This is a genomic window from Paraburkholderia kirstenboschensis (assembly GCF_904848585.1).
Classification (GTDB): Bacteria; Pseudomonadota; Gammaproteobacteria; order Burkholderiales; family Burkholderiaceae; genus Paraburkholderia; species Paraburkholderia kirstenboschensis.
On sequence record NZ_CAJHCR010000026.1, the window covers coordinates 44,365 to 68,589 of the forward strand.

17 protein-coding genes and 4 pseudogenes are annotated in these 24,225 nt (G+C 60.5%); 12 read left to right on the forward strand and 9 right to left on the reverse strand.

Going from position 1 to position 24,225, the window contains the following annotated elements:
- Positions 1-409 precede the first annotated feature (409 nt).
- Positions 410-1,060 carry an aldo/keto reductase gene (locus tag JMY24_RS35185; RefSeq protein WP_236597685.1) on the reverse strand — a complete coding sequence of 217 codons (651 nt, stop codon included), beginning with the start codon at positions 1,058-1,060 and terminating at the stop codon, positions 410-412.
- Between the two features lie 1,224 nt (positions 1,061-2,284).
- Here JMY24_RS35185 and JMY24_RS38845 point away from each other — a divergent pair.
- From JMY24_RS38845 to JMY24_RS38855, 3 genes are read left to right on the forward strand one after another with little or no spacing between them, the layout of a single operon-like run.
- Positions 2,285-2,746, forward strand: a complete 462-nt coding sequence (locus tag JMY24_RS38845) for a hypothetical protein (protein ID WP_236597686.1) — start codon at positions 2,285-2,287, stop codon at positions 2,744-2,746.
- 37 nt (positions 2,747-2,783) lie between these two features.
- A complete protein-coding gene (locus JMY24_RS38850; protein ID WP_236597687.1) occupies positions 2,784-3,077 on the forward strand; it encodes a sensor histidine kinase in 294 nt (97 codons plus the stop codon).
- 22 nt (positions 3,078-3,099) lie between these two features.
- Positions 3,100-3,894, forward strand: a complete 795-nt coding sequence (locus tag JMY24_RS38855; protein ID WP_236597688.1) for a hybrid sensor histidine kinase/response regulator — start codon at positions 3,100-3,102, stop codon at positions 3,892-3,894.
- A 333-nt stretch (positions 3,895-4,227) separates the two neighbouring features.
- Here the strand turns inward: JMY24_RS38855 and JMY24_RS35195 are convergent, their stop codons facing one another.
- From JMY24_RS35195 to JMY24_RS35205, 3 genes and pseudogenes are all read right to left on the reverse strand, one after another.
- On the reverse strand, positions 4,228-5,358 hold the full coding sequence (locus JMY24_RS35195; RefSeq protein ID WP_116120451.1) for a VIT1/CCC1 transporter family protein: 1,131 nt from the start codon (positions 5,356-5,358) through the stop codon (positions 4,228-4,230).
- A gap of 703 nt (positions 5,359-6,061) precedes the next feature.
- Positions 6,062-7,473 (reverse strand): annotated as a pseudogene (locus JMY24_RS35200) (carbohydrate porin).
- A 116-nt stretch (positions 7,474-7,589) separates the two neighbouring features.
- Positions 7,590-8,015 carry a hypothetical protein gene (locus JMY24_RS35205; RefSeq protein WP_201703829.1) on the reverse strand — a complete coding sequence of 142 codons (426 nt, stop codon included), beginning with the start codon at positions 8,013-8,015 and terminating at the stop codon, positions 7,590-7,592.
- Positions 8,016-9,068: 1,053 nt separating this feature from the next.
- On the opposite strand from JMY24_RS35205, the gene JMY24_RS35210 reads away from it, so the two are divergent.
- Positions 9,069-9,209 carry a hypothetical protein gene (locus tag JMY24_RS35210; RefSeq protein WP_164853881.1) on the forward strand — a complete coding sequence of 47 codons (141 nt, stop codon included), beginning with the start codon at positions 9,069-9,071 and terminating at the stop codon, positions 9,207-9,209.
- Positions 9,210-9,363: 154 nt separating this feature from the next.
- Positions 9,364-9,656 (forward strand): annotated as a pseudogene (locus JMY24_RS38860) (transposase); the annotation flags it as partial.
- Between the two features lie 155 nt (positions 9,657-9,811).
- Here JMY24_RS38860 and JMY24_RS35215 read toward each other — a convergent pair.
- From JMY24_RS35215 to JMY24_RS35230, 4 genes and pseudogenes are all read right to left on the reverse strand, one after another.
- Positions 9,812-10,438 carry a hypothetical protein gene (locus tag JMY24_RS35215; RefSeq protein ID WP_236597689.1) on the reverse strand — a complete coding sequence of 209 codons (627 nt, stop codon included), beginning with the start codon at positions 10,436-10,438 and terminating at the stop codon, positions 9,812-9,814.
- A 10-nt stretch (positions 10,439-10,448) separates the two neighbouring features.
- Positions 10,449-11,092, reverse strand: a pseudogene (locus tag JMY24_RS38865) (P-loop NTPase family protein); the annotation flags it as partial.
- A gap of 132 nt (positions 11,093-11,224) precedes the next feature.
- Positions 11,225-11,578 (reverse strand): hypothetical protein, encoded by a 354-nt coding sequence (locus tag JMY24_RS35225; protein WP_128598600.1) that lies wholly within the window; start codon positions 11,576-11,578, stop codon positions 11,225-11,227.
- Positions 11,579-12,317: 739 nt separating this feature from the next.
- On the reverse strand, positions 12,318-12,935 hold the full coding sequence (locus tag JMY24_RS35230) for a hypothetical protein (protein WP_128598601.1): 618 nt from the start codon (positions 12,933-12,935) through the stop codon (positions 12,318-12,320).
- Between the two features lie 212 nt (positions 12,936-13,147).
- On the opposite strand from JMY24_RS35230, the pseudogene JMY24_RS39770 reads away from it, so the two are divergent.
- The 7 genes and pseudogenes from JMY24_RS39770 to JMY24_RS35260 form a co-directional block, all read left to right on the forward strand.
- Positions 13,148-13,240 (forward strand): annotated as a pseudogene (locus JMY24_RS39770) (IS5/IS1182 family transposase); the annotation flags it as partial.
- Between the two features lie 877 nt (positions 13,241-14,117).
- Complete coding sequence (locus JMY24_RS35235) at positions 14,118-14,909, forward strand: hypothetical protein (protein WP_236597690.1); 792 nt, start codon at positions 14,118-14,120, stop codon at positions 14,907-14,909.
- A 731-nt stretch (positions 14,910-15,640) separates the two neighbouring features.
- Positions 15,641-17,347, forward strand: a complete 1,707-nt coding sequence (locus tag JMY24_RS35240) for a site-specific integrase (protein WP_201703831.1) — start codon at positions 15,641-15,643, stop codon at positions 17,345-17,347.
- A gap of 217 nt (positions 17,348-17,564) precedes the next feature.
- Positions 17,565-17,834 carry a DUF1488 family protein gene (locus tag JMY24_RS35245; RefSeq protein WP_201703837.1) on the forward strand — a complete coding sequence of 90 codons (270 nt, stop codon included), beginning with the start codon at positions 17,565-17,567 and terminating at the stop codon, positions 17,832-17,834.
- 690 nt (positions 17,835-18,524) lie between these two features.
- Positions 18,525-18,782, forward strand: a complete 258-nt coding sequence (locus tag JMY24_RS35250; protein WP_128598707.1) for a hypothetical protein — start codon at positions 18,525-18,527, stop codon at positions 18,780-18,782.
- 547 nt (positions 18,783-19,329) lie between these two features.
- Positions 19,330-20,739: a sensor domain-containing diguanylate cyclase gene (locus tag JMY24_RS35255; protein WP_413231299.1), complete on the forward strand. Its 1,410-nt coding sequence runs from the start codon at positions 19,330-19,332 to the stop codon at positions 20,737-20,739.
- Positions 20,740-21,354: 615 nt separating this feature from the next.
- On the forward strand, positions 21,355-23,619 hold the full coding sequence (locus JMY24_RS35260) for a two-partner secretion domain-containing protein (RefSeq protein WP_201703839.1): 2,265 nt from the start codon (positions 21,355-21,357) through the stop codon (positions 23,617-23,619).
- Between the two features lie 399 nt (positions 23,620-24,018).
- Here JMY24_RS35260 and JMY24_RS38870 read toward each other — a convergent pair.
- The coding region (locus tag JMY24_RS38870) for a transposase (protein WP_236597691.1) at positions 24,019-24,225 on the reverse strand (207 nt) is incomplete at its 5' end.

Genomic DNA, 24,225 nt, shown 5'->3' on the forward strand with positions numbered 1-24,225 from the left:
CTCGGAAAAATGGATGCCATCGGTGCGCTCGACATCGAGCGATGAGAGGCCGTGACGTGGGCGAGGTTGACTATGAAGGCGGCTAGCAAGTACATGGACTGCTCCGAGGTAGGTTGCGATGAGATAAATGTCGATGAATCAACGTCGATTGCGCGCTAGCGCTGCGGCAATGACTAGCGGACGGACTCTGCGACGGGAAGGCAACGCTTATGCATCCGATTGCGGCGCGAACGTCGGAGTGACGAAACGGTGGTTCTTTGCCAACGCCGCAATAGTTTGCCGGTCATCATCGTCGAGTTTCACCGCCAGCGTGTAAGCTTGGATTTCTGGCTTTCGAGGCGTTGAGCCTTGGAAATAACGGCCAGCCCGTTCTGTTCCAGAAGCCACGCGAGTGCAACCTGGCCAGCGGTCACGCCATGCTTGAGCTCGATTCCTTGTAATACAGGGTCGCTCGCGGCCCTGCGTTGTCCAAATGGGGCATAGGCGACGATTGGAATGCCTTTCTCGCGCAGGTAGCCCAGCATTTTCGACTGGTCGAGGAACGGTGGTATTCAATCTGGTGGCGGGCGATGGGTGCGCCGATTTCCTCGACAGCTTTTCGCAGCATCGTCACGTTGAGATTGCACACACCGATTGAGCGAACTGTGCCCTTCTGCAGAAAGCCTTGCATTGTCTCCATGACGGCGCCGAGGTCCATGTCACGCGACGGCCAATGCACCATATACAGGTTAACGAAGTCGACACCGAGCTTGCCGAGGCTGGCGTCCAGTGCGCGGTGGAGCGACTCCGGCTCGAGGTTCTCGTGCCATACCTTGGTCGTCAGATGTAGCTGCTTGCGTGCGAGATCCGAGGCGGCAATCGCGGCGCCTACGGCTTCCTCGTTCTGATACATCTTGGCAGTGTCGATGTGTCTATATCCAAGCTCGAGCGCACTCTCGACTACCGGCGGGCAGCCATCACGTGGCATGCGGAATGTGCCAAATCCGACGCGTGGAAGTTCAATTCTCTCTGTCTTCAAAGCTTCCATTGATGCTCCCCCAAGCTGATTCAAGTCCAGCATCTGCGCTGCCTTAGTCATGCTTGCTGTGAGCCGGCTCGCCTGGCGGAATGGAAAGCGCCATAACGGCGGGTTGCAATCGCCTCAGCGTCGGACTGTGAAGCGGCCTGTACGAAGGCAACTGACCAGCGGCCGCAAACATCGCGATAACGTATCGAATAGATGAACATGGCGATTTCCTGTGCCCCCGTGCCGGTACATAGTCGAATTGAAGATGTTGTTCTCCTGCGGCTGAGCAGATGTGCTAACCCTGCGTCGGGAGCGCGCAGCGGGAACGGGTTCGACATGAAATAACGGTACGCGCGGTGGGTTGGAAAATCCATTCTTCCAACGTATCGCGTTGATAGTGCTTGGCATCGAGAACTTATACCCGCGTATATCTCGTAAAATCGCCGGTAGCATACGGTTCGCCGAGTAACGATCCGTGTCTTGTCGCCTATTCCAGAACGGAGAACGCCAGCACCGTGGTCCCAAGGACGCCAATTGAATGCGTCGTGGGGACCGCATCAGCGTCGCGGAGCTTGTTCGTGATGAGAATCCATACGGCCGTCACCACGAATGACGCGACCACCGCCCAATTTATGATCTTCGGTCTAATCTCGCTTGCGAGCCATGCACCGAGCAGACCTGAACAAGCATGCCTCCGCCTGGCCGATGCCGAGCGGTCCCTGCAAAGCAGGGCCACAAGCGGCGCTATTGGGAGCAAACGCATCGCGACCGACAGAATCGAATGGACTTGGCAAGCTTGATGAGTGTTCTCGCAGGCTTGCGAACCACAATCGCTCCACGACGCGAGCGAACGTCAAGTCTCCGCGTCGGGTTGTGCGTCCGGCTCGGCCTGCCGGAACGCTTCAGTGTCATCGCATTTGTAGCAAGGCGGTTGATGGTCGGATACTCTCACGGCGTTCTTATGGTCAACGAGTTTTATGAGAACGTTAGTCGAGCCAGGATGGAAGACCGCGAGCTTGCGCCGGGTGAGAAGGATGAGAATGTTGTACTGGAATTTAAGCCGAAACCTTCACACGATATGCTGGTAGCTCGCTTGTGGTCGCGCTGGTCCGCGCCTGGCGAACCGCATTTGCTTGTCTCAATCCGGATGCATCGGATTTGGCGGCGCTGCGATACTTGATGACAGGGACAGAGGCCGTACTATGAGCATCGTTTGGCGGCGTAGCAATGCAATGAGCCAGGTTCAGTACGCAGGCACCGCATGGATATTTTCTACTATTGGCAGAACGCTACGCTCATATCCACGAGGCTTTCCTCTCGCCCTCCGGGAACGAGTGTCCCTGCGGAATCACACTGGAGGCGGGCGCCGCGCAGCTGTTTGCGGAGCCACAGGCGCAATTTCCCTCTCTGTCATTCCCCGGTATATGCGTCTTGGAGGGTGTTGTTGTCCCAATCAATGTAGCCGGGAGAGACCTCGGTGCGATATGGGTCATGTCCCACCGGGACGATTGCAGATTTGACTTTGAAGACGCCCGGCTGCTATCGAATCTTGCCGTCTTCGCGGGCTCTTCGCTGAAGATAGTTGACGCGCGCGACTTCAGCGAGGAGAGCGAGCGCAGGCAAAACGAGTTCATCGCCATGCTTGGCCACGAACTGCGAAATCCGATGGCGCCGATAGACAGTGCAATTGGCGCAGCAAGACGCCTCTGGCCGATAATCAGCGAGCGGCCGGTGTGCTAGATATTGCACAGAGGCAGATGCGATATCTAGCACGCTCGTGGACGGCCTTCTGGATGCCGCCCGCCTACAGCACGGAAAGCTTGCTATCAAGCTCAGCGACACATCGCTCAACGACATTACGTTCGATGCGCTGTCGGCAATCAGGCATCACATTGAGGCGCGCAAGCACAAGTTAACGATTACCGGCCTCGACGACCACGTCCCCGTTCGCGCTGACCATGTCCGGCTAAGTCAGGTCCTCGGCAATCTGCTTTCGAACGTCGCAAAGTACACAGCCGTAGGCGGCGACAATCCGGCTGAACGTAAGCGTCGAGGCTGGCGGCTCACATGACGGCCTGGCTGGCTCAGTGCTTGTGGAGCTTCAGGACAATGGCATTGGCCTTGAATCCGTTGCTCGGGAACGAATATTCGATTTATTTGCGCAAGGTGCTAGCGAGTCAGCGCGGGCGGAGGGTGGCCTCGGAATTGAACTAGCCGTCGCGAAACGCATGGTGGAGCTTCACGGCGGAGAAATCTCGCTGTACAGCAACGGTCCCGGCTGTGGAACGACGGTACGCCTCAGGTTGCCGATACTGAGGTCCATCGCCGACACGCATATCACTCACCAGGCGAAGGCAAGTTTCAAGACAAAACGGGCGCGACTGCTGGTCGTCGACGACAATCGCGACGCCCTGGAGGCACTAGGGGTTCTGTTAGAAGTGGAAGGTTATGAAGTCGCTACGTCGGATAACGGAGCCGACGCAATCAGGCTGATGTCAGAGCACCACCTCACCGTCGCGCTCATTGATGTCGGGATGCCGGTGATGGACGGCTTTGAGGTCGCCCGCCGTCCGGCTGGACCCTGGCTTCAACGACGTCATGCTGGTGGCGCCGACCGGCTACGCAGCCGAATCGGACAAGTCCCGGGCCCTTGCTGCCGGTTCCGACTACCACCCGTCGAAGCCACTTTCTCTGGACAAACTCGAGCACATACTGTCAGGCAAGTCAGATGGCGGACTGGGCGATATCGGGCAGCACTCCACGGGCGCGTTGCGCCACCATCTGCAGCGGTCATCGCAGGAATCCCCAACGGCAAAGCAAAGCGCTCTCTAACTCGCGTCCTCGGAATACCCGTTCGCGGACTCGCTATCGGACAACCGGCGCGGTGATTCACGCTGCAGCTTAGCCATCCCGCGAGACCCGTCGTTGATGACCTGATGACGCCGGTGCTCAGTCATCGTCTTTCTATCGAACGCGTGTACCGATGTGGACAAATCCACATCAGTTTGCGGCGGCTGTCGAGCAGGGTGTGCACATCGCCTAGAGCCCGGATGCGCAAACGCTTCACCAGCAGGACCGGCAGCCGTGCCTTGAGCCGCGTTCTGCAAGCATCCAACCAGGCGCGTCTCCCTGTCGATTCCGGTAGCCTTCAATTTGCGTTGTACGTTCCATCTCGATGACCCTGACCGCATCAATCACAGCGGCGCAAGCGCGCCAGGGGTTCATGAGATGGACACGCCAAGCGCGTGGCCGATGCCGAAGGTGAATCCCGCCGCCAGAAGACCAATGATGACCTGTCTGAACGACGAAAACAGTGCGCTACGCCCGTTAAAAAGCGATGTGAAGATGCCGATGGAGGCCAAAGCTAAAGCGCTCAGGACGATGCACTGAACGATTGCACTGAAGCCGTGGGACCACAGGAACGGCATTGTCGGAAAGATGGCGCCGACGGAGAAAAGGCAGAAAGACACACCCGCCGCCGACCACGGGTTGCCGCCCAGCTCCGCCGGGTCCAGTCCGAGTTCCTCACGCGTCAGGGTATCGAGCGCCTTGTCCTTGTCCCGCATCATTTGCGATGCCACGCGCTTCGCTTCGGCCGCATCGAGGCCTTTGGCGCGGTAAATGAGCGCGAGCTCGTGCTCTTCAGCTTCGGGTGACGTCTCCAGTTCGTCAGCCTCCTTCGCAATCTGCGTGCTAGCCAGTTCGCGTGCGTTGGTCACCGACAGCCATTCACCAAGCGCCATCGAACATGCCCCGGCTACCAATCCCGCCAGCCCTGTCAGCAGGATGGCCTTATTTCCGGTTCCCGCACCCGCCACGCCCATAATCAGGCAGAAATTGGAAACCAGTCCGTCATTCGCCCCCAGCACTGCGGCGCGCAGGTCATTGCCTGACGATACTCCCTTGTGCCACGACTCTGCCGCAGCGATGCGCGCGCCTTGCGAGATTTCGGGGTCGCCCGCGCCACCGGCGAGTGCCTGGACGACCGCCGCATGGTGGTGCTCGTCGGCCGACATGCGCCCCGCATCCGGTTGACCCCGGTACTTGTTGCGGTCGGCGTGCTCGGCGGCGGCCAGTGTCGGCAAGACAAAACCCGGACCGAAAATCCGCACTAGCGTCTTCATCAGGCGTGTTTTCACAGCGGGGGCTGCTCCGCGATGCCGGATGCCATTGGCGTTCAGTTTGTCGGCCCAAACCTGCGCATGCTCGCGTTCTGATTTGGCCAGGTCGCTATAGATTTCCTTACGCGTGTCATCACGCTCAACCTTTGCAAGCGTTTCATACAACGCAGCGCTATGGAGTTCGTCGGACAGATTCGCCCGATATCGTTGCACTTCGTGTTTCGATGCCATCGTGATGTCCTTGCCCTTCGTCTGTCCCGTCGCGCAGCGTAACCCTTTTTTGCACGGCAGTCCGGGAAGTCCCTAATCCTCACGTTAAGCGAGAACGCCAACGGTTCTCATGCCGATTCGGCTCCCCGCGGTGTTGCGCCGATTGAAGGGAATCGGCACGCGCGACGGCGATTAGGAAGCCGCGTCATCGAAACTTAACGCATGGCAGGGACAATCGCGTCGCTGAGAGACAGCGCGAACTTTCCTTCCACAAACGACAATGCAAATCCAGCCGAATTTTGCAGCTACGAGACTCACCTCGCATCGAGGGTGTCGTCTGCGTGCAAGTACCAGGCCGACCCGCAATGGCTTGCATTCGGCAGACCTCGTTATTGAACAACCTGGGCGTCCGCCCCAGATCTTCGACTCACTGAATTTCTTTTACGACGACGAGCAGGCGATAAGCTACGCAACGGTCTGGGGACTAATCTGGGTCGATTCGAGGCCGTAGGCATTGTGGGGTCGACAGCGCCGAGCGACGGCGGGCCTCGGACGGCGCATTACCTGCGCTACAGCCGAAGAGGCACAAACGAATGCCCCAGGAGACTGGCGGCGCCTCACAGGGGCATTCTCGCCCGACGCCTCAGATGCAAGAGCCGGCCGATGGCTCTGACGGCTTCCGGCGTTCCTAGGAACCGGCATGTACATGTGACTGACCAGTTCGTCAGAAAACGATATTGGTACGCACGCCCACCACTGCTACGTTTCCGACACGTTGCGACGGGTCATCCGGACTCGGAATGGCGCCCGCCGGACAGAATGCGTACTGGAAGTCCGCCTGCTTCTGCCACCACGGCGTGGCCTGGTACCTATAGGTTGCCTCGATGACGGTCTCCGCACTGCGCGACGGATACCCCGGCGAAGTAAGCGAAGCCGTGTCGCCCGCGAGGTTCTGCGCATGTGAGCCAATCTTCGCGTAGCCGAGCGCCAGCCCAGCGACGTCATTGTCACGCCCCTTGAATGGCGTCTTAAGTGTCACACCGACGTTCACCCCGAGGTCGACCAGATTACGGTCACCCGGCGCGCACATGATTCTGGCGAACACACCCACGGATCGCGGGCTGTCAGCGCCCGTACGCCAGACCATCTGGTCGGCCACCGCGTAGAAGCTGTAGTCGCCCCGGTGACTGCGTGGATCGCCGGTAGTGGCCGGACTCGCGAGCGACAGGCCGGTGTTATCGAACTGCTGGTCGGCAAATTTCCCGGTGTTGTACCAGCAGCCCAGCTTGTAGCTGCCTGGCAGACCTCTGGGTCTCGGGTCCGACGGGTTAGCCGGCGGCTGGTTGACAGCGTACTGCACCTGCCGATGAACAGCGCACTCTCGCGCAAGTTGAAATTCGTGCCGTCGGCATTCAGTTGCTGCGGGTCGCCCGCGCCTAAGCCCGCCGGATTGTCATCAAATACGTCGGCCAGCACAGTCCACGAATCCGGGGGGGTGGCACGCACGCGTACGCCGAGTGACGACAGCGGATAGGCGGGGCCGCCCGCCGGCATGTCGGTGCTCTGCTGCCAAACTTCACATCCTCTTTCCCCGCGAGGAGGGACCGCTGGTACCACAGTTCCCAAAGTGTCGTCGTGGCATTGGCCTCGATGCCGCTTGCGGTTTGCAGGGTCTACAGATTCCGCTGGGTCAGATTGGTGCCGTGAATCTGCAGGCCCGACACGTTGAAGATGCCGCCCGGCAGGCCGAAGGCTTTATCCGTATCGACGACCAGGCCAAACTAGGTCAGGCCGTCGTAAGCGCCGCCGCGCTTCGTTCCGCCTGACAGGTTGTTCAGGTATTCACTCGTTTCCGACAGGTTGAAGGTGACCCGGTGGTTTCCGAGCCACGGCCGCAGACCGCCCATGTCGCTGAACAGGCTCGAACGGTCCCAGAAGCCGGTCGGCGCTGGCGGTGTCAGCTCTGAATCGCCGCGTTATCCGTTCCGTCAGGGGGGGCAGGCTGCGCCGCAGGGCTTCAGCCTGCGCAGGAGCTTCGGCCGGCGCGGCCTCCGCGCTCGCCCGGGCGAAAGCGGACGGCGCGACGCCGAGCGACAGCAGAAAGGTCAGGCTGACCGGCGCACCGGAGAGCAGCAGGTTGGTCTGGAGGTTTTTTCTTCGTGACGAATCAAGGCAGGGTTATCTGGCAGAAAAATCCGCCCGTTGATGGACATGACATGCGCAATGTAGCGGGACCTCGCTCGCGGTCCGCCTCAGGAAAACCACCAGCTAAGCCACATCGCGCGGCCCAGTTCGTTGCCGACCGACGACGTGGAGAGCATGGCAACCAGCGCGACGGCGGCGACCGTCAGCGCCAGAATGGCGTAGCCGGTCGGCGTCAGTGGGCTGCCCGCATAAGCCATCCGGAGCGCTGCGTGAGCGGCCATCCTGCCCGCCCGGCGCGTCTCGTTGACGGCGCACACGCGAGCGCCGGCGAGGCTGCGGCGTGCATGGACCTGTACGGCAGTCGCGCGCTCCGCGGATGGCACGACGACAAAATGTGCCGGGACCACACACGCGGCAAACGGGCCGACCCAGTTCAGGCGGCTGCGCGCCGACAGCAGCCGGGAAGCGAGTGGCACGAGGCGCAGCACATGCAGTGCGCTGTCGAAAGGCGTGACAAATGATTTGACGAACATAAGCCCACTCCGGTCCAGCCTGACAAAGCCGGGCGACGTGTGAAGACGTGACTGCATCTCGCAAGCGCACTTGCGACGGGCGGCCAGACAAAGGGAGCGTGCTGCTGACAGACCGGCAGAAAGCCAGTCAGTGACGAAGCGCTAACCCGACCAGAGCGAGTTAGCGGCGAAGGACCATTCCTGCGGCGGCTATCTCGCGGTTGCTTCGCCGGCACAAGCCGGCATCGGACTTCCACTACTGGAGCATGCGTCCACGAGGGACTCCTAGTATCAAGACGGGCGGATTGTATTGGGGCTGCACACAGAATCGCAAGTAAAAATTCTCTAAATATGTTGCACTCCGAATCTTCACGCAGCATCAGTGGCCGACGATTCTGCTTCACATTCGCATTGCGATAGTGTCCTTTCAAACTTCTTCAATCCCTGTCATTTTGAAAGACTTCATGCGGTACGGACCAACCATCGGTCGCCGTCTGTCGAACTCAAGACGAATATTGGCTCTGCTTAGCGAATCATGTTGACTTCGGATTACGGGAGTGCCTAAAATTCGCCCGTCTTCACAAATGGGGCGAATGCCTTGGACACCTGCAGTAGTCGACCTTCGAAAAGTTTCGCTGCCTGACCGGCAGGACGTCCGCGCTCTCTTCTCCCAGCCGCCGTCCTGCCAGCAGGCAGACGGTGCGCGCCGCAGTCCTTTTCTCAGTGCACCTTGATTGGCGCAATGTAGACGCCGCGCTTGTGTGCGTTCGCGTGGCAGCGATGCGAGCGTCAACTCGCGGCCGCGTCCGTTCGCGCCTTTCCGGTTCATCGGCGCGAACAGACGCGTGGATAGACACGCCCGTAACCGACGTGCATTGCATATGCCATATGCGCCGCATACGCCAATAAAGGAGCCGCCATGCCGGACAGTGACAGTTACCCCGTACCCCACTCACCCTTACCTTTACCTGGGGAAAGCGAGTAGACGCCTGTCGCCGCACGTATGGCACGCCCGGCCTCCCTGTCTGCTGGCTTTCCGCAAAACGCGTTAAGCCAAACGCTCGGAGAAATACCATGAACTTCGGCCTCCTCGTCTCACAACTGCCGCACGTCAACGAAGCACGGGTTCACTACGACGCCATGCTCGCGCTGCACGAGCGCAAACGACACACGTTCGCCGCCTTCTGGCAGCGCCTCAAGAATCTCGTTTCGTAATTTACCGCCCGACTTTCCGCCATACGCCAGCGACGTCGTGACGTCTCGACGCACGTCCTCGCGTATGCCGGAGATGCGCATTTTCCTTTTGACCCTGCCTCGGTTTCACGTACCGCAGAAATTTTGTTAATTTCCTGTTTGTACGGAGGGTTGAATGTCAGAGAAGCTAGTGCCAAAACGGCAATACACGGACGAGTTCAAGGTCGAGGCCATTAGGCTGGCGGAATCAGTTGGACAGCATGAAGCCGCCCGTAGGCTTGGCGTGCCTGGTCCACCTTGGGCAACTGGAGCCGACGTAGCCGCAGTTCCAAGGACATTGGCGAAGTCGACGGCCGCGAAGTGAAGAACACACGATCGACCCGCCCCGTCAACGAACTGGAGGCGGAGAACAGCCGACTCCGAAAAGAGCTCGCTAGTGCAAAACTTGATATCGAGATACTTCGAAAAGCGTAGAGCGAAGCAAAGTCGTCACCGAAAGCAAAGTAAAGTCGTCAACACGGATTTCGGTTAGTAACTGACAGTCTTTCAGTGCGATTGGCTGAAAGTGTCGCGGCAGCCTCCTCTTCAGTGCTACGCGCCAGCTAGTCGCCGCAATCATCACGTCAAAGGTTGAATCTGCCGGCCATACGATTGTAGAAATGCCGAGCGATGGCAATACGATGTTCCTTGCGCATCGCCGATGTTTTCGCGAAAGCTGGAGGGGGCCGGCTCGAATAAGGGCCACCGCATTGCGCACAGCGATACGGCGAGCCGGCAAGGCTTGCGTTGAGCAGGTAGGGTGTCTCCTGCCCACAATGCTGGCATCGTGTCTCGAGCTTGTGCCCGTGAGCGGGACAGCGACCCTCACTCGACATCTGATATGTCACGCTGTGATGACCCAAGGATGTGCACTGCCTGCAGTGCCTGAAAACCGCGTAATATCGTCCACGCTGGCCGGCGTCGAGCAGTGACGCGTGTAAGACCTTGCCGGGTAGTGGCAGCATGCGCTTTAGACGCCTCATATCGACGGCATCCCGCAGCGGCTCAACGCCTTCGTACGGGTCGATGTCAGCAGCCATCAGCCGGACGAGCGCATCTCCTGGCAGTCCGTTTCCACGTGCGAGCTTCCACAGGATCGAGACGATTGATTCGCCAGGCAGAAGCCACCTGACATCGAATATGTAGCCGAGTGCTGGAGTCAGTCGTCGCTCATCGAGGCTGAGGATCGGAAAACGCGGTGTAATGAGCAAGGGTTCGCTCCTACGCGTGAACAAGCCCACGACCGGTTGCATGGCGCGACTGGACATAGCCGGAACGTCGCACGGCATGGGCCCATAACGATGGATCAGGGAAATATCCCGGAGCGTCGCGGAGTTCGCTGTCCTTGAGTACGACTTCGACAGCCCTTGCGAAAGATTCCATCGGGATCTCGATGCGCCCAGGGAGCGTCGCCTTGTGATGTGCGGCCTCGAAGGCGGCCCACAGCACGAGCGCATCGCTCACAAGTCGATAACCCCATCGAACGCCTGCGGCACATAGAATCTCGTGAAACTCCATTGTGTGCCCTCGGGATAAGCGGTCTGATCATAGCCGTTCAGACATGGGGCGACATCTTCGGCATTGCGAATGCCATGGAAGGAGAGTTCCTCGACCATCAGACGCGCGACGATCTGGGTCTTGCAAGCGATCTGCAGGGCGCTCTTTTGCGCCAGCAACTCCTGCTGACCCACGAGAAACGTGAACAGCTTGATCTGCTGGCGGTCCAGTGCATCGTGTACATCTCGCAACCACTCGTATTCGTTCTCGTTGTAGCGTTGAGCTTCATCGCAGAAAAGTAGCACTGTGCTGCTGCCGGCGCGCGCTGCGGCTTCCCTGATCCGCAGCGAGAGGCGCATGCGCTTTGCGCGGTACCCGCGCCGTCAGCCAGTGCGATGCCCTCATAGATCTCGCATGAGCGACCCCTGGAAGCGCCAGACGCCTACCGGTGTCCTGACGAATGCGACGAATAGCGGAGGAAGGTAGAGCTAAATCCGGCTTCATCTGTCCTGACGTACCTTTCGTGAAATAACCTGTCTGCTTGGCTCTTCAATCAGGATTCCTACACGCGGATCCGCTCGACCTGCATTGGCCATCTGAGCCTCGGACACGATCCCGCTCAGTGCAGACACCTCAGCGGCCAGACTCTCGCACAGCGCGACTTCGCCGACGACGCCGCGCGCCGCGTGCTCTGCCAGGACGCCACGTGCGCCGTCCGCCTCGGCAAGCGCTGCACGCATTGCGGATATCTTGAGCGCTAGACGAACGCAGGCGTTGCTTTTCACCGCATCGAAAAAGTTGCGCTGCTCTGCGAGGTCTGCATCGGGTGACACGATTTGAGAAAGCTTGCTCATCGGAAGTCTTCGATTCGGGTTGAGAAGGCCCAATGTTCGCACCGATCGAACGTGCACGGCTGAGCGTTTTCCAACTTCAGTAATCAAAATTGCAAAGCGGAGTGGTTGCCTCGACGGACTGAACGTGGCACGCGCGCTCCGTGTCTGAAAATTCCGGTCAAACTCTTCGTTTTAAATCGTACCGAGTTCCTGTATGCCTCAACCAGCAAGCGTTTGGCGGGCAATGTCGAAGTCGAAAATGCGCAAATAATCATGCGACTTGAGTGACATGCAAGTGCGCCCGGATTGCTGCCGACCGAATGGCAACACGCCCCACCATCCGTTCGGTATTGCAGATTGGCTAAAGGGTGCAGAAATTGCACCCGTCGCAAAGGACGCAACGGCGGCATAAAGGGCCGGACTGACGACAGAAAAGGGTGCAACAGCCATTGCGCCCGCAAATAACCATCAAAAATCGTTAAAGAATCGTAAGCGTGCCATCGAGAGGTTGGCGGATCGTGGTGCAATCATGCTTCCACCGTTGGGGGAAACGTCTTTCCTCGGGGCCGATGGTCGTTGGCAGACGGTTGCCGACGACCGCATCGGCAAGCGTGACAGCTACGTGATCGGCGCGCAACTCTCGCCGGATTCACCGCGCGTCTGGTTGATCGCCGGCAGGAACTTGAGACGTAGGCCGCCAAGCCCGCGCTCGACTTGAACGACCGGATGGCGTTGCGTGCGGCGCTATTTCAGGGTTGCGCTAGAAAGGCGGCAAGCTCAATCGTCCGGCTGGCGCCGAACCGACAACCACGTGCCCGCCGGACAACGGAGCCAATAGCCGTTCCACACGCGGCCGCGCCACCGCCAACGCAGTCCCGATCCCGCCCACCAGCCCCACCCCGTACAAGGCTAGGAAGCCCGTATAGGACATCGCCGGGGCGATAAGGCGCGCCACGCCTACAAAAGACGCATAGAGCCACGACACCGAACTGATGGCCCCCAACAAGACGCATATCGTCGCCGCCCGACGTGGGCGACGCTGCGGTGTGGTCAGCATCGGAAACGCGACTCGATGCAGCAGCAACCCGTTCGCCGTCAGCAGGCATACCACTGTCAGCTTTGCAGCCAGCTTCGGCTTGGAGACCAGCACAGCCACGTGTAAGCCAGTGCCAAGCAGGATCATAGCGACGCCCGTTATCCAGAGCAGGCCGAGCAACCCTGCAATGGTACGTCCGGTGGTTTCCAGTCTGACGGCATCAATGCGCCGAGTTGTGAGCAGCGCCACGTCTTCCCGCAACACGCACACGATGGCGAAGGCGAAGGCGAGGGTGTGGCTATACAACAAGAGCTGGCGAGCGGTGATGATAAGCATGTTCATGACGGGGTAAGCATGTTCATGACGGGCCTCACTTCCTTTTGAGGGTTTCGCCGACCGACTCCTGGCAGGCGGTGCGTGATCGTCTTTTGGGGGTCGCGGCCTTCCATTTTCCGACCAGAGCCCACTGTGCCGACGGTTGCATTTAACGGCTTGCCGACTCGACCGTTCAAGGCGTCAATCCGGCTGGTAAGCGTGGCGGCTACTGCTCGACAAAGGATCGCAAATCTGGCCAGCTCGATTTCTCATATGCGGCTGTCGATTCATCGTCCGTGCGAGCCGATGGACTGCCATGGCGCAGTGCCAGGCCGTACAGTTCGTTAAGCTGCTTGTCTGTCGGGGTATTCGAGCGCGATTGAGCCATACGTACGGGTGAGGGCGCCGAACGCTCTGGCTTCCGCGTCGGCAATCGTGGCGAACAGCGCCTCGTCCTTTGACATGAAAGCCACGGCCTTGACTTGCGACCCCGTTGGGCGCGTCGGGTAGCCATCGGGTCAGTTCTTGAACCAAAGGCGCGGCCAAGGAACTTCAGCAGCCGGTCGCACGCGCCATTCCTTTCCGTTGCCGCAGCCTTCAACGCGTCCTGCATATCTGCTTCGGCCTGGGCCCGTGGCGGCGCTGCGCGGCCATTGAAGCCTGACTCCGCGTATGGTCTTCCGGCAGTTCCGGGCGCTTCGTTGCGGACACAACGAACTTCAACAGTTTTGCGAACTTGCTCATGGTAGGTCTCTCGTAGGGTCTTGTCGTTTTTTGATAGTGCAAGGAAGATGATAGATGGGCCATATGTTTTTAGTATGCACCTTGGAAAAAGCCTGTTTTGTTGTGTTGGAAAACGAACATAACGCAGCACTTATCTGGAAGGAAGGCGCACTACGCTCCCTGACTGAAAGGCGCGTCCTTCATCCAAGTTGAGCTCCGGTAAACGGGGGCTTCTCGTCAACGCACCGAATTTGCACCTCAGCATATTGTGAAGGCGGTATGAATTCCACACTGCAATCAAAAGACCAATCGAAATCATGTTAGTGCCTTGTAATTTGAAGTAGGTGCACTAACGTTTTGGGATGGACCGCGATTTAACCCCGCAAGTCGCAACCTTCCACGATTCGAAAGGCTCAAACGAGCGGGGTCATATTTGCCCTCGATACGTGCGCTTCCGCGAGATTTCGCATACCGACGGAGGTTGAAATGCGAATGCAATCGTTTCTATTTAGTTCGTTGGCGCTGCTGGCTCTACCGTGCGTCGTATTGGCGGATAGTGTCAGCATCTCGAGCAACAACTCCACGCTGAGAGTCACCCGTGATGATCCAATCTACAACCTCTCGACACCCAGCGACCCCGTGCAACTGCTGAGAACGCTCGAGTGGACCGTCGATGGGCGCCGCATTTTGGTCTATCCGTCGGGCCCGTCCACGTTTCTCGATATCGGGCACATGCATTCAGATGCACACGTCAGTGCGAATCAAATCCACGCGCAGGGTCCAATGCTCGGCTACGCGACAAGCGTGAGTTCCGGCACGGTGGTCGGTGGAGTCGTCTACGCGGTCGAAGGCGACATCTCCGGAACGCTCAATTCCCGCCTCACCGAGAAAGTTGACATTGTGAACAAAGGCAGTTCGGCCGTATCGCTTTCATTGACTGGACTCGGATTCACGCCGACCCAGTCGAACCTCGAAGTGCCGGATTACAGTGGGCTCGATGTCATCGGCACGACAGTAGCGTTCATCGTCAACGGCCCGATCACGGAAACTCCACCGCCCTTCGGTCAGGTCTCGGTGCTTCCTGTTGTGTCGTTTGCGGGCTTCAATCCGCTGTTCAACCAGAGCGTATCTCTTCCGGCCGGTTCCACCTTGTCGATGATCACCGAACTCAAGGTGTCGCCAACGGCGAGCAAGAGCCAGCAATTCCTTCGAGAGCGTGGACCCGATCGCCTCAAAGATTCTCCGTATCTGAACAGCCCGTTTATCCGATTGCCTTGACTGCCCCCGGGCCAAAGGCAGCTTTCTGCGGGCCTTGTTTCGTTGTGCGTTTCCCGAGGTCAGCAGTTCCAGGAACTCTGGGACCGCTGGTATCGAGAGATCTGTTGCAGTAAACGCGGTGGGGATCACGTGCTCTGACTCGCCAACGACGTGAGCGGCAATCGTATTCCCATAGCTCGTCATTCGGACTGCGTATCAACGAACGATCAGCCTGGATGCGCCCTGCGAATGACCACCGCCCGGCACGAACAAACTTTGACCGTATGTACATATTTATAAACTCTGCAGGCTACTGGGAGGGGCTCCCTTGAAGCAATGCGAGGTAGCCATCGATTCAGGAACGCCACGGAAACTCAAATCGGCCGAGTTGTCGGTGATATGCACGCGTGTCGGGAAATGGCAGTTGTACCGGTGAAAACGGACGTCTAGGTCGAAGACACCTAACGTCGGCAACCGTAGAACAAAGGGAAGTTGTCACCGAAAGCGAAGTAACGTCGTCAACACCCGGTTTTGCGTACTGTCCGGCAATTTGAGGGCCGGTCAGTGCAAGCGTTCGTTTCAAGAAAGCGCGCGCTCCTCCCTCCTGATGTCTCGCGCGCGCCGGAGTGGCGATTAACGCCCAACTGAGCGGGTCCGTGAAGCGATCATCGACAAAAACGTCAGCTCGAACCACGCTATTAGGATAAGTTTTCTTATCTTAAGGTGTCTGTTTGTGCGCTAAACTCTATAGCATGAAAACGCGCCTCACCCTGCCCTCCACGCCCGTCGTCAACGCGGCACCTTCCTTCCCCGATGCCGACGAGCTCGCCGTGCTGCGCGCGTGGTATGCGGGCGTACCGGTGCGCCAGGCCGTCGTGCGTTACCTGCCTTCCGCACTCGGTGACGGGAAATTCGCACGCGGCGTGCTCGGGCGCATCCGGCGCAGGCTGGTGGACATCGCGCGTGCCGCCCATCGCGACGACCTTGTCGCACTCCTCACCCATCCGGCGGCAGGCCGTGAGCAGCATGCGAAAGGCGCCGCGCACGCGATCGATGCGCTGCGCACCGCCCGCCCGCCGGAACCGCAGATCGCCGACGACATCGCGCAATGGCTCGCGCCACGCGCGGTGCGGGTCCTGCGCGCGCACGGCATCACGACGCTCGCCCATCTCACTGTGCGGGTTCCGCGCCGGCGTCAGTGGTGGAAAGCAGTGCCAGGACTCGGCGCAGCGAGCGCCTGCGCGATCGAGGCGTTTTTCGCAGCGTGGCCCGCACTCACGGACCGGGCGCGTGCGCTGGTGGTCGCGAGCCAGCGCGGCGACATCGTGCCGTGGGAAACCCTCAAACTGCCACACGAGGTCGACGGCTCCGCCGGCGTGTTCCGCGCACCCCCCGCCACCTGCACACTCGACGCGTCCAACGACTACGAGGCCGTGCAGACGTGGCTGTCCCTGCACGAGTCGCCCGCCACGCAGCGGACCTACCGCAAGGAAGCCGAGCGGCTGATCCTCTGGGCCATCGTCGAGCGCGGCCGCGCGCTGTCGTCCCTGACGACCGATGATGCGATCGCCTACCGGACGTTCCTGCGCCATCCGTCTCCGCGCGCACGGTGGATCGGCCCGGTGCGCCCACGCACGTCGCCGGACTGGCGGCCGTTCAGCGGCAGTCTGTCCGCGCGCTCGGTCGCACACGCGCTGTCGGTTGTTGGTGCCCTGTTCCGCTGGCTGGTCGAACAGCGCTACGTGCTGGCCAACCCGTTTGCGGGCATCAGGGTGCGCGGCGGTAAAACCGCATCGGCGCTCGACGCGTCGCGCGCTTTCACGGACGGCGAATGGGCACTGCTACGTACGATCGCCGACGGCCTCGAATGGTCTAACGGCTGGACAGCTCAAGCCGCACAGCGCCTGCGGTTCCTGCTCGACTTCGGTTTTGCCACGGGGCTGCGTGCAAGTGAACTGATCGGCGCGACGCTCGGCCACGTCGAAACGGACGCACGCGGCGAGCACTGGTTGCGCGTCACCGGCAAGGGCGGCAGGATGGCACGGGTGGCGCTGCCGCCACTCGCGTGGGACGCACTGGCGCGTTATCTGGCCGGGCGCCAGCTGCCGGCTACCGCTGCACGCTGGCGGCCCGACACACCGGTCATCGGCAACCTCGAAGCGGATAGCGCCGCGACCATCAGCAGTGTGCGGCTGTGGGGTGTCCTTGAGCGCTTCTTCTGCGTTGCCGCCGATGCAATCGAAGCCGATCACCCGCCGCTCGCGGAGAAACTGCGCCGTGCCAGCCCTCACTGGATGCGGCATACGCACGCCACCTACGCGCTCGGGCATGGCGCAGAACTGACGACCGTGCGCGACAATCTCCGGCACGCCTCGGTGTCGACCACCTCGATCTACCTGCACAGTGACGAGGTGAAGCGCGCGCGGCAGATCAGTGAGGCGTTTACGACCCGGAAGTGAGCGCGACAACCTGCATGACCGACCGGTCCGGTGGTTGACTGTTTCCTGATAACGGTTCGCTCGCCGGTACAAACCGGCAAGCGGAGCGCGCAATGCTCCGCCGACTTTTCTGTGATGTCAGGCAGCCTGTGGCCTCATGCCGGCGACCATCGCTGGCATCATCGGAGCGATCGACAGCCTGCTCACTCGCCTGCGAGATAAACGCCCGGAACTCGCCATGAAAAAACCTGAATTCGAGCCGCAGATTCTGGCAGATCGACAAGGCGTGTCGTTCTGGCTCGTCCGCGGACACACCACCGTCGAATGCATTGTCACGATTGCGGCGCTGGAGGCCCACTTCTGGCTTGAGCCGCGGGCCGGGGACGGCCGGATACTGAGGATTTTCCGGGACGGGTACAGCCGCATTCGCGCGATCGCCGAACGTAAGTTGCTCGCGCATCCATGTGTACGCCTGGAACTGACACCCGATGATTTCGAGCGCCCCTGAACAACGCAGGTGAATCGGCCACGCTTCTCGAAGCATAAACAGTCTGGCCGGCGCCCCCTTTTTTGCGAAGCGCTGTTGTGGCGGAGCCAACCCGGGCCGCCGTTCGGGTTTGACCGTTAGTTGCGTGGATGGATCAGTTGACTTTGATTCGGAAACGCGACACCACCTGTTGCACTACCTGGCTGGAAAGGATCGGAGGCTGGCGCTGTCGCGCCCAGGTTCGGGGCCTCTCCGGCATCGCCGGGATGCCATCTGGCTGAGCAGGCACGTACCGGTTGCAGCGGGCGCTGATCCTCTCGTTACCTGCCCCAGGAGCCAGTGTCCTCAGTGCGCACATCGCCGCCAGCCCGCTCTTTTTCTGCCGGCGACGAAACAGCACTACAGCGGGCGGCCGTCTGGAATAGTCGAACGGCCGGCGCGATCCCGAAGGACAATAAGTCGGCCATGCTGGTACATTCAAATCCGACCGTTGATCGGGCAGATCGCGCGTTCAATGCCAACCTACGGTGGCGTCTATTCCAACGGAACCTCATGCCGCAGTGAATTGGGCAGCTTCAGCGCTCCTGTTCCGGCAATCGCCGGCGCAGTTCCAAGCTACAGTTGATGCCCTTGCAGCGAGGCAGATCAACGATGAGTAGATACCAGACCGCCCTTCTTGAGATTTTGGCTAGTGAGGGATTCGAGGATTGCATGTCGCCGGGGACCCCAGTCTCGTCCGCGAGCATTGCAGACGAAGCGACGCAACTCTGCGCAGATGTGCAAGGGCAACTGGCGAGGCTCGCACAGTTTCGCGATTACCCCGACCTGATGCTGACGGCGGTAGAAGAGCTGATGGTCAACGCCGAGGTTCTGCGCGTGCTCGCCGTGGCTAGGCAAAAGCTCGAGCTGGCGGCGGCGGAGGACGGCTCCTTTACGCACGCCGCTCCTGAAGGGGCGATACTCCATTAGCCTTGCGGACACGCTGCCCCGCTAGGCAGAACGCCGCCCGATCCCGCATCCGTTGCACGGCCCCTCACAATGACGGTTCTTGGTCGAGCGCCGGATCCTTGGCAAGACAGCGCCACGATTCGCCGCGCGGACTAGGCGGCCAACGACGGGTGGCCTAGCGGTCGCCTGCCACCGTCCGTGGACTTCGAGCGTCGATAGCGCCCAGCAGGCGCCTAAGGATTACTGGCAGCGCGGGGCGAGCGTCATCAGCCCGGCCAGATTCTCCCAGATCACGATCGGTGGATTAAAATCGTTGCAGCGGCGCGGCATCAGGGCCGCATGATCTCCCAGCAAGGCCTGGGTATCGAGCGGAAGTGACGGGGCCTAACCCACGCCTTGTTAGGTTGGCACGCGGTATGGGTGTCGAGCCTTTCCGTCGGTTGGCTCAGCACACAGGCATACAGAAACAAGGTAAAGCATGCTGTTACTGCCCGAAAACAAGAACATCTCGGCATGGATTCTTAGACCGCGCGCCGTCTTTTTCGGCGGCTCCCTCATCGCTCTCGTCATGGTCTTGCTCTGCGCGGCCTCGCTGTACCAGAGCCGACGGGATGCACTTGAGCGCGCGAGCGAAACGTCAAGGAACGTGGCACTCATTGCAGAGCGCGACATCGAACGCAATTTCGAGTTGTACGGGCTTTCCCTCCAGAGCGTTGTTGACGGACTTGGCAACCCGCAGGTGATGGCCCTGCCGCCCCGTCTGCGAGACCAGATCCTGTTCGACGGTGCGACCGCAGCGAAAAATCTGGGCTCAATGCTGGTCATCGATGCTTCAGGCAACATTGTCATCGATGGGGGAAGCAAGACGCCACGCAAAGCAAACGTCGCCGACCGCGACTACTTTTCAGTTCACCGAAGCGATTCCGGTGTCGGCCTGTATGTCAGCCAGCCATTCCGTTCGCGTCTGCGTGGCGGCGCACCCAGCATCGCGCTGAGCCGCCGGATCTCGCAAGCTGACGGGTCGTTTGCCGGCATTGCCTTGATGGCAATCAACCTCGACTATTTTCATGAACTTTTTGGGGGCCTGTCTCTTGGTCAGCACGGCGCTATTTCGCTGATCGCCCACAACGGCCTCATGATCATGCGTCAACCCTACGATCCGAAGGTGGTGGGGCGTGATATCAGCAAGGCCAGTACTTTCAGACAGTTCATGTCCGCTTCGCAAGGCAGTTTTTCTGACACCTCTTCGATCGATGGCGTGCGTCGCCAATACTATTTCCGCAACTTCCCCCATCTGCCGCTGACAATCATGGTCGCCGAAGCGGAGTCGGACATCTATGCTGCGTGGTACCGGCGCGCAATCACGATCGGTTCCCTGATGGTGGTGTTCGCGCTCGCATTTGTGGTGCTCTCAATTATCCTTAGTACACAGCTGCAGCGCCGCCTGCGCGCTGAATCGGAATTACAACTGCTCGCCCGAACCGACAGTCTGACCGGACTGCACAATCGGCGCACACTAGGAGAAATTCTCGAACAGGAATGGCGAAGAGCGAAGCGCACTCAAAGCGTTTTCTCACTGCTCTTTGTGGACATCGACCGCTTCAAGGCCTACAACGACACTTACGGGCACCAGGCAGGCGATGATGCGCTGGCGGCCGTTGCACGCTGCATTGCCGACAATATCCGTCGGCCCGGTGACACGGCGGCGCGTTATGGCGGTGAAGAGTTCATCGTCGTGCTGCCAGACACGCCGTCGCACGGTGCGCATGTCATTGCAGAGAAAATCAGGTCGGCGATCTGTAAGCTCGCCATCGAGCATGCAGGTAGCGAATATGGATGCGTGACCGCGAGTATCGGCTTCGCGAGCTGGACGCCGGATCGGAACTCCGACGTGACGACGGTCATCCGAGCGGCTGATGCTGCGCTTTATAACGCCAAGGCGACGGGTCGAAACAGGGTTGCGAACTGCCACGAGTGACCTCGAGTCAGCGATTACGCGGCGTATCCGCCATGTGTTCTGCACTTCAGACAAGATGAGGTCGAGCCTGATGCGTCGGACGGACAAATGCACTGCTGGCCACCGCTGAACGTCGGTCCGTGCTCCACATGGGCCCGAAAGTCCCAATGCGACCCCGATCCGGCCGTTGGATCCCGCACCAGCTTAACGGCAGCTTCCGAGGGTGGAACGGCCATTCCTGCCGCCGCGGCGGCCGACACACATCCCCGCTTGAAAACGTACCAGCAAGCACCGGGGACATGCCCAAATACCGGTTGGTCTTTTGAAACGCGCTGCTACCATTAGGCTGTGTTGTGCGGTATGGCGGCTTTCGCGCCTTGCCTGGTCGCAACAATCTGCGTTCCGCGACAACGACTTTCCACGAACCACGTTTCGGGAGGGATCATGTCGCGTCGTTCAATCAGACTGGCGCTCCAGTCGCCCCCAACTCCGCGCACCGGGCTGTCCTTTACGCTGGCGTATGCCGGCGCGGCACGCATCGCGCCTCGGTCCCGGCCTGCCGCGTGGAAGCGTGTCCTGCGCCCGCTGCCGTTTGCGCTATGGGCGCAGCTCGCGCTCGCCGCGTGGTGCGTGCCGATGGCCCAGGCGGCCGGACCGTTGCCGCAGGGCGGCGCATTCGTCCGGGGCCAGGGCGCGATGACGAGCGGCACCACTTCGCTGACGATCGACCAGTCCTCGTCCCGCGGCGTGATTGACTGGCACAGCTTCTCGATTGGTCACGGCAACACCGTCGCCTTCAACAACGGGTCGGGCGCGACACTGAACCGTGTAACGGGCAGCGATCCGTCATCGATTCTCGGCAAGCTCACCGCCACCGGCAGCCTCTACCTGATCAATCCGCAAGGCATCCTCGTGGGACCCTCGGGCGTTGTCAGCACGGGAGGACGTTTCGTCGCGTCCACCCTGGATATCTGCAACGACGCCTTCATCAAAGGCGGCGATGCACTGACGCTGTCGGGCAAGTCGGACGCGAGCGTGATCAACCTCGGCAGGATCAGTTCCACCGGCGGCGATGTGTTCCTGATCGCCCGTCAGGCAGTCATCAACGCGGGCACGGTCAAAGCGCCCGGCGGCACGGTGGAACTGGCGGCCGGCGAGACGGTGCTGTTGCAGGACTCGGCCAGCAGCAGGCAGGTGTTCGTGCAGGCGGGCAGCCACGGCACCGTCGTCAACGAGGGGCGCATCAAGGCCGCGCAGGTCAGTCTTCAGGCTGCCGATGGGAACGTCTATGCGCTCGCGGGTAGCGGCACGCGCATCCGCGCAACGGGCACGACAACGCGCGACGGCCACGTCTGGCTCATCGCGGACAGCGGCCTCGTCAGGCAACAAGGCAAGATCGCGGCAACGAATGCCGACGGCAGCGGCGGAACGGTCGACACGCAGGCGGCGCAGCTGGCGTTCGGCAGGCACGCAGCCGTTCACGCCGGCCAGTGGAATCTTTCAACGCCTGCTTTTACGATCGATGACGCTGCGGCACGGACGTTGCAGCGCAGTCTGAGCGCGGGCACCTCGGTCGATGTCACGACCACGGGTGGCAACGGCGCAACGGGCGACCTGGGCATCGCTTCGAGCCTGCGCTGGCAGGGCCCGGCTTCGCTCACGCTGGCGGCATATCGCAATATCTCCGTCACGACCGGCACGACGATCGCGAACGACGGCGCGGGCAATCTGAAGCTGCGCGCCGACGCTTCGGGCATCGACAACGGTGGCAGCGTAGCCAACCACGGCACGCTCGACTGGTCTGCCAGCACGGGCATCGTCAGCGCGCTATACGACATGACCGGCAGCTACAGCGCGGGCACCGTCCTCACCAACCACGCATGGACCGCCGCGCCGTACAGCGGGCTACTGACACAAGTAACCGGCTACAAGCTGGTCAATTCGTTGACCGATTTGCAGAACGTGTCGCTGGATCTGGCCGGCATCTATGCGCTCGGCAAAGATATCGATGCAAGTGCGACGAATGCCTTCGGCGGGGTCGCGTTCGTTTCAGTAGGCAATGCGACCACGCCTTTCTCCGGTCAATTCGATGGCATGGGCCATGTAATCGACAATTTCAATGCCGGAGGTGGACTGTTTGGCGTGATCGGTCCGACAGGCGGCGTTCGCAATCTCGGCATGACGAACGCCCGTGCCGGCGGCCAGGGTTTGAATTCATACGGCGGCATTCTCGCCCGGCAGAACCAGGGATTGATTACCTACACCTATAGCAGCGGTTACGTGCAGAACGGTCCGTTCGAAGGTCCAATGAGCGGTGGTCTGGTGGGACGCAATGACGGTCTGATCGAACGGTCGTCAAGCAGCGCGATGGTCAGTGCGGGCGGTGTGCTTGGCGGGCTCGTCGGCGCCAACTACGGCACCATTAAACAATCCTACACAAACGGCGATGTCTCGCCGGATATCCATGGCTTTGGGGGCGGCCTGGTGGGCAGCAACCACGGCACCGTCTCGCAATCCTACGCGACGGGTGTCACCTTTGGAAACACACGGGCTGGCGGGTTGGTCTTCGCCAATGCCGGCGTGGTCGAACAGTCATTCGCATCCGGCAAGGTTCAAGGCTTGTGTTGCGGCCAACCCGACCCTCCAGGCGCAGCTTACGGCGGCATCGCGTCCTCAAATGAAGGGACGATCGCCACGAACGTCTACTGGGACAAGGAGACAACGACACGAACGGTAAGCTCGGGGACCGGCACGCAACTACCTGCGGCGAACGGCCTGACAACTGCCCAGATGAGCAACCCGTCCAGCTTCGACGCTTCGTGGGACTTCAGCCCGACCGGCGCGTGGGTCATGCCGGCCGGCGCGACGCACCCAATCCTGCGCTGGCAACTGGCCCGGTAGGCGCTGCCGAGAACCCGCGCGGCCGGCACGAGCCTGCTGCGCCGCGTCACTCGGTGGCATCTCAATGGCAGCTTTTTGGGGGATACTGTTGAAAAAGTCGCTGACCGTCTCTCTCGCGAGGCTTTCATGGGTCTTCTTACCCTTGACCGGTGCTCGCGAGCGGCTTGTGGGCCGATCTGGGAGGTCGATTTTTTTGCTTGCCGAGTGCAAAAGCCATGTAGCGACTTTTTCAACAGTATCTGGGGAGGAACTGACCTCCAGATGTCTGCCCGAACACGCGTGCGAACGTCGGAAAGTGGCCGAACCCGGTCCGATGCTGAATCGGCGACGGGGCCATCATCGATTCGGCTACATCCGGCAGAAGTCGACCCCTTTCAGCCGCTCGACGTTCAGTCTTCCCTACGTCTCTTCCTGAAGTGGAGCGGCCACTGAACTGGTCGATGTTGCAGGCTGGTCGAAGGCCGCGCTGAGCTTGCGCAGGATAAGGGAAGCCGTCGCCGTGCCTTGTTGATCGACGCGGCCAAGCGGACCACGTCGTCGAATTCCAATCAGTTTCCGGCTGATTGAGCCGCCGATCAGCGGCGACGGCGCCGGCCAGTCCCCAGT

Coding starts and splice junctions, on each gene's coding strand:
- JMY24_RS35260 (WP_201703839.1), top strand. CDS start 21,355: ATGGCCCAGGCGGCCGGACCGTTGCCGCAGGGCGGCGCATTCGTCCGG.
- JMY24_RS35225 (WP_128598600.1), bottom strand. CDS start 11,578: ATGAGCAAGCTTTCTCAAATCGTGTCACCCGATGCAGACCTCGCAGAG.
- JMY24_RS35210 (WP_164853881.1), top strand. CDS start 9,069: ATGAACTTCGGCCTCCTCGTCTCACAACTGCCGCACGTCAACGAAGCA.
- JMY24_RS35230 (WP_128598601.1), bottom strand. CDS start 12,935: ATGAACATGCTTATCATCACCGCTCGCCAGCTCTTGTTGTATAGCCAC.
- JMY24_RS35255 (WP_413231299.1), top strand. CDS start 19,330: ATGGTCTTGCTCTGCGCGGCCTCGCTGTACCAGAGCCGACGGGATGCA.
- JMY24_RS35205 (WP_201703829.1), bottom strand. CDS start 8,015: ATGTTCGTCAAATCATTTGTCACGCCTTTCGACAGCGCACTGCATGTG.
- JMY24_RS35235 (WP_236597690.1), top strand. CDS start 14,118: ATGCGAATGCAATCGTTTCTATTTAGTTCGTTGGCGCTGCTGGCTCTA.
- JMY24_RS35250 (WP_128598707.1), top strand. CDS start 18,525: ATGTCGCCGGGGACCCCAGTCTCGTCCGCGAGCATTGCAGACGAAGCG.
- JMY24_RS35245 (WP_201703837.1), top strand. CDS start 17,565: ATGAAAAAACCTGAATTCGAGCCGCAGATTCTGGCAGATCGACAAGGC.
- JMY24_RS35195 (WP_116120451.1), bottom strand. CDS start 5,358: ATGGCATCGAAACACGAAGTGCAACGATATCGGGCGAATCTGTCCGAC.
- JMY24_RS35185 (WP_236597685.1), bottom strand. CDS start 1,060: ATGCTGGACTTGAATCAGCTTGGGGGAGCATCAATGGAAGCTTTGAAG.
- JMY24_RS35240 (WP_201703831.1), top strand. CDS start 15,641: ATGAAAACGCGCCTCACCCTGCCCTCCACGCCCGTCGTCAACGCGGCA.